The sequence below is a fragment of the Columbia Basin potato purple top phytoplasma genome, assembly GCF_028595955.1.
Classification (GTDB): Bacteria; Bacillota_I; Bacilli_A; order Acholeplasmatales; family Acholeplasmataceae; genus Phytoplasma.
The window spans coordinates 1-1,929 of sequence record NZ_JANHJP010000018.1 but is presented as its reverse complement, the minus strand read 5'-3'; the positions used below and the strand labels follow the sequence as shown (position 1 = coordinate 1,929).

Sequence of the window (1,929 nt, the reverse complement as noted above, 5' to 3'; positions counted from 1 at the left end):
TAATATATTTACAAAATAATTTAATAAATAATTAGAAAGCGAGTAAAATCATATGTCAAAAAAAATAATTGAAACCAAAAAAAATCATTCCAAAAACAATAAAAAAACACATCAATCCAAAAAAAATAAATCTAATAAAATAATTATAAAAAGAAAAACTCCAACTCCTAAAATAATTATTGAAACACAAGCTAAAAAAGAAAACTGGTTTCTTAAAATCATTAAAACTTTCTTTAATATCCTCAAATGGTCCATCCCATTATTATTAATTGGTGGGGCGATTTATTGGACGCTTTTCAAATTCTTTCCTGAAGTTTTAAACCAAATCAACACTTTTACAGCTAATGCCGCGACTAAAACTAAAGCGTTATACGATAAAGCCACGCAACCAATTCGTCAAGTTATCGAGTATATTTATAATAAAGTAACAGGTAATGATAAAGATCCTAATCATACTCCTTCACCGAAAAATAAATTAGGTTATTATCTAGCAACTACTTTAAGCGTCATCGGGATTTGTTTAGGTATTGGGAAAGTCGGTCATTGGTTAAAAAGTGGGAAGAAAAAAACCATTAAAAAAGGAACTAAATCCATCATTCAAAAAAAAGCTACTTCCAAAATAGCGAATCTCGGTGGTAAAATCCTTAAAATTGGTAGTAAAGCTTTATTTTGGGTTTCTTTAGCTTCAACTGCTTATGAACTTTACCAATTTTATCAAGAAGAAACTAAAATCCCTAATCCGCCACAACAATTAACCCATAAAATGGAAAATCCCCCAACACCCATTTTACAAACACCATCTATTCAACAATCATTCAATCTAACCGTTATCAAAAATGAAGAATCAACTTTAAATAACAATAATGAAGATAAAACAGTAATAACTCAAGAAGAAACAACTCAAGAAGAAAGTGAAACTGGTAACCTGAATAATCCCTGATAAAGGTTCAGTTAAATCAACAACTGAACCTACCTTATTGCAACAAGAACAACTCCAACACACACCACCACTTGGCGAAGAATTAAAAGAAACTACCAAAAACAATGAAACACAACAACTAACTCCTTAAGAAATCATCAAATCCAAAAACTTATTAGAAATTCAACTTCAACAAGAAAAAATTAATAGTTTAACTTTAGAAACTCAAAAAGCTAATTTAGAACATGATTTAACTCAAAAACAAGAAGAATTAGAAAACAATCAAAAACTATCTCAAGAAGAAAAACAAGAACTCCAAAAAGAAATCAATCAACAAACTGACAAAATCCGTTCTAAAGAAAACGAAATCTTTACCCAAGATCAAAAGATTAATCAATTAGAAACTGACCTTCACCAAGAAAAAACCATCAACACTGAAAAAGAAAAACAAATTAATCAATTAATCAATCAAATCAACGAACAAAACCAAATAACTGAACAACTCCAAAACCAACTCCAAGCACAAAAATATTTAATTGAAACGAAAAATCAAGAATTAATAACCAATCAAACTTTATCCCAACAAGAAAAACAAGCGCTCCAACAGGAAATCAACAAATTAACTACTAATTTTCAACAAAAAGAAAAAGAATATCAAGCAACTATCTACCAAAAAGACCAAGAAATCACCCAATTAAACCAAATCATCAACGAACAAGCCAATGAAATTAACCGTTTAAGCGAAGAATTAGAACAACAAATCGATAAATGGGTGCAACAAGGCCTTCAAATTGAAGCTCTCGAAGGAACTATTAAGGCTTTAGAAAATGTCTCTGGTAAATATCTTGAAGAAAACGCCGAACTCCGTCATGAAATCAATAAACTTAAAGAACAAATAAAAGAAGAACAAAAAGCCCATGAAGCAACTAAAATAACCTTAGAAGACAATAAAAATAAATTAAACCAAAAAGTAGAAAAATTAGATGAAATTAATTTAACTATAAAAGCGC

General features: G+C 29.2%; 1 protein-coding gene and 1 pseudogene. Both read left to right on the top strand.

What is annotated here, in order from left to right; all coding sequences use genetic code 11:
• The first annotated feature begins 52 nt into the window (after window positions 1–52).
• On the top strand, window positions 53–940 hold the full coding sequence (locus tag M8044_RS02400) for a hypothetical protein (protein WP_273585457.1): 888 nt from the start codon (window positions 53–55) through the stop codon (window positions 938–940).
• Window positions 941–1,691: 751 nt separating this feature from the next.
• Window positions 1,692–1,929, top strand: a pseudogene (locus tag M8044_RS02395) (hypothetical protein); the annotation flags it as partial.